The 3,414-nt window shown below is 39.0% G+C and carries 3 protein-coding genes; 1 reads left to right on the forward strand and 2 read right to left on the reverse strand.

From position 1 onward, the window contains the following. Positions 1 to 589: 589 nt before the first annotated feature. Together CALSC_RS02450 and CALSC_RS02455 are read right to left on the reverse strand one after the other, a co-directional pair. Positions 590 to 2,155, reverse strand: a complete 1,566-nt coding sequence (locus CALSC_RS02450) for a metallophosphoesterase family protein (protein WP_088239841.1) — start codon at positions 2,153 to 2,155, stop codon at positions 590 to 592. 351 nt (positions 2,156 to 2,506) lie between these two features. Continuing rightward, entirely contained in the window at positions 2,507 to 3,022 is a 516-nt protein-coding gene (locus CALSC_RS02455; protein WP_088239842.1) for an outer membrane beta-barrel protein, read from the reverse strand. A 260-nt stretch (positions 3,023 to 3,282) separates the two neighbouring features. Between CALSC_RS02455 and CALSC_RS28120 the strand changes: the two genes are divergently transcribed. Further along, on the forward strand, positions 3,283 to 3,414 hold a 132-nt coding region (locus CALSC_RS28120; protein WP_407641874.1), incomplete at its 3' end, for a calcium-binding protein.

Raw genomic sequence — 3,414 nt, forward strand, 5'->3', positions numbered from 1 at the left:
AGGTTGACTGCTGGCTAAATTTTCCTAGTTACTCTAGAAATGCAGATTTTATAACCCCAAGAAAGCAAGACTTTCAGGAACCTAATTCAGAATGTGTTCCCCATGATTGAGCAATGACACATTGATTGAATGAATCGGCGGCTATAAGCAGCAAAAATTCATGAGGAATGAGGCTAGCTCATTTTCTGAGTTAGCAATTCCAAAATTTCACAACATCAAAATTAATATGCTTTTATCTCACTTCAATAAGTTTTGAGCCATAAGAGAAGTTCAAATATTCACATATTTGCTTGACAATGATTGACGAATTTATACCTTTTATAGATATATAATGTTTATTCTATTTTTCTGAGACAGTAAATATAAATTTATCAGAACTTCAGTGTAATTGCAGAAAAAATAAATTTTGCGGTAATTTGTACTATTTGTTCTTGCTATTAAATTCACGAAAATGTTAATTTGGAAGGCTTTAGAGAATTTACTCTTACTAACTAATTAACTTTCTGATAACCTTTTCTTAATCTATTTTGTAATCGAATGTGCTCTAGAAAGCAATGTTTTAACAACATATTTTTAGATAAATATTCTATTAAATTAGAATTTCCTCTAATTGGCGATCGCACCATTGCCCTTGTAAATATTCCACAACAAATGGTCTAACAATGAATTGAGGAGGATTGCCGCTTTTCACATCAATCCGTACAAAGGAATAAGGGCGTTGGGTAAGTTCTCCGTGTCTATTCTTTCCAACAAACAAAAGAGAATCAGCAACTTTACTAAGACTTTGTCCGGGAAGTTGTTCTAACAATTCCTTACCTTCTTGCCTTTGGCGACGGGGATGACGACCGCTACCACCACTAATGATACAGTTGAGATGAGAATCACCATGTCCTGTATCTGTTGTCCGCAGATATTCTAGACAGTGAGCATGACCATTGAAAATTAAATCAACTAAGGGGCGATTTTGTGCCAAATTACCCACCTGCTGTCTTACCCCATCCAATACCCAACGTAGGCGATGACGAACGGCTAAAGTCTGGGACTGATACCATTTACTGGATTCTGTAACATAGGGAGGATGATGGAAATAAATGATTCTCCCCCTTACCTCCTCTGTATTCCAGGAGTCGATTAATCTTTGTTTCAGCCATTCTAATTGCTCCCAGTCCACATCCGGTTTCTGGTGCCACCAATTCAGTTGTTTTTCAATATCTATTTTCACTTCATCAATTTGATATAACCTAGCTCGCAGGGTATCAAGCTGTTCTGCTGACTCCAGATTATCGGCATTAAGCTTATTACAAGCATCGAGAATTTGCAACTCTTCCCGTTCGATTTCATGGCGACGCTGTTGCAATTCTCGCCGTTGAGTTTCCCCTTCTTTGGTATCTGGTAGTGGAGATGGTTCGTTAAAAGTGTTAGAATCTAGGGCGAAAAAGTCAATACCACCGTAACGAAACGTATAATAACGGTTGGGTAGACGGGTGAATTTTCCTGGTTCGTAGCGCAAACACCGTCCTGTATCAGTTTTAGCAGTGTAGTATTCATCGAGGTGAAATTCTAACTGTTGTGGGGAACGAAACCTTTGTAAATAATCCAAAAAAGCTTTAGCATAGGCATCCCCTTGATAAGAACCATGCCAACCAATTTCAAAATCTTTGTAGCGTAGTAGGGTGCGTAGGTGTAGGGTAGTTCCGGCTAACAAGCGGTACATCCACGGAACATCATAATAATCATGATTACCTAGTACGGGGAGAATTGGCTTGTTGAATACCATATTGTCATAGGTAATGGCTTGGGGATTTTCTCCACCCCGTAGAAACTCCCGGTAAGGCTGGATAAAGTTTTGGGGATAATATTCCTGGGAACCCACCACATAAATCACATCTCCTGTGTGGAGGACAAAATTGCAATCTTGTTGGTGCTTTAGCATGGCTTCAGCTACCTGGCGTTGGGGATGGTAGTTTTTATGGGGTTGAGTGCCGGTATCCCCAATTACCATAAAAGAAAAATCTGGTTCTCCATCCTTACCATCATCCAAAACCATGCTTGTTTGGTCAATTCCCCTTGTTACAATACTAGGATGCTGCCACCTCACCCTTTCTTTCATTTTGTGGATTTTCACCGCAATTGCTGGGTCAAATATGAATTTCATCAGTGATGACTCCGAGGTGCAGATATTTTGATATCCCGATTGTAACTATTTGTTAACCCAATTGAGCATCTATTTTGTAGGGAGTTGATATTTGATAGTTGGGAGTTGGGAGTTGAGGGAAGGAAAAATTCTACTTATACCATTTCTCTAAATCCTGGCTACAGATAATTCTCCTCCTGCTCCCCTGCTGTTCATGGGTAGCTTTATTTTGGAGAATTGGTATTAGATAATTGATGGTGAAAATTTTTCATCGGGACTTCCTTACCATTAGTAATGGGGAGAATACTTTATCCATATCCCCCCATTATGGTATCTGCACCTAAATTGTCAAATTTTCCTTCACAAACAATATCAGAAGCGGTAGCCAACTCCGGCTTGGATGCTAACAGCATCAGCTGAAGTATTTTCATAGGCATCAATTGCCCATTTAGCATCACCATAAACGACGATATTTTTGTGTACTTCGGATTCTGCACCTAGGGTAACTACAGCCGCATCCTTGTTACCCAATGGAGAGTTGCGATTTTCATTGGTAACAAAGGAGTAACCAGCACCAATATAGATATTTGTATCTTTAGCGATTGGTACATCATAAGTTACATTTGGTACAATAGCAATAGCATCTCCACCAAATAGAACCGCACCACGAATGGAAACAGGTTGTGTGGGAATGGCGTAACGTCCTTGAACATTAGCACCAAATACGGCATCATTGCCTCTTCCGTCATCAGTAACACCCACAGCGATACCTGCACCTATGTAACTAGCATTTTTACTTGGTTGGGCGATCGCAATTCCTGCGGAAAGTACTATGGAAGTGACAATAAGAGTAGAAAGAGCCGAGATTTTTAAAGTAGTAAGTCTCATACTTTTACCTCTCCATAAGACCCTCTAGTACTAGAGTATCATATTTCCCATCAACTCCTGTTGACTATTACGCTTGCATGTCTTGTGACAGTCTAGGGTGTATAGCGCTATACGCAAGTAATAAGTAATCAGAATAAATAGAAAAAATATATTTCTTTTCACAACATAAAGATATCAAAAATACATTATTTTTATCTAGACGAAGTTTAAAAAATAAGCCAGCCTATAAGCATAACAAAAGTGCTCGAAGACACATAAATATGGCGCAATACAACGGAACTTTTGGGAATGATACTCTCTATGGAGGAGATGGTAACAATTACCTCTATGGAGAGAATGGCGATGATATTCTTTACGGTGGTGGTGGTAATGATTATTTAGATGGAGGAGAT

Source organism: Calothrix rhizosoleniae SC01 (assembly GCF_900185595.1).
In the GTDB taxonomy this organism is placed as follows: domain Bacteria; phylum Cyanobacteriota; class Cyanobacteriia; order Cyanobacteriales; family Nostocaceae; genus Calothrix_A; species Calothrix_A rhizosoleniae.

What these genes read in the sequence shown, in the direction of transcription:
- CALSC_RS02450 (WP_088239841.1), bottom strand. Translation starts at nt 2,155, where the DNA reads ATGAAATTCATATTTGACCCAGCAATTGCGGTGAAAATCCACAAAATG.
- CALSC_RS02455 (WP_088239842.1), bottom strand. Translation starts at nt 3,022, where the DNA reads ATGAGACTTACTACTTTAAAAATCTCGGCTCTTTCTACTCTTATTGTC.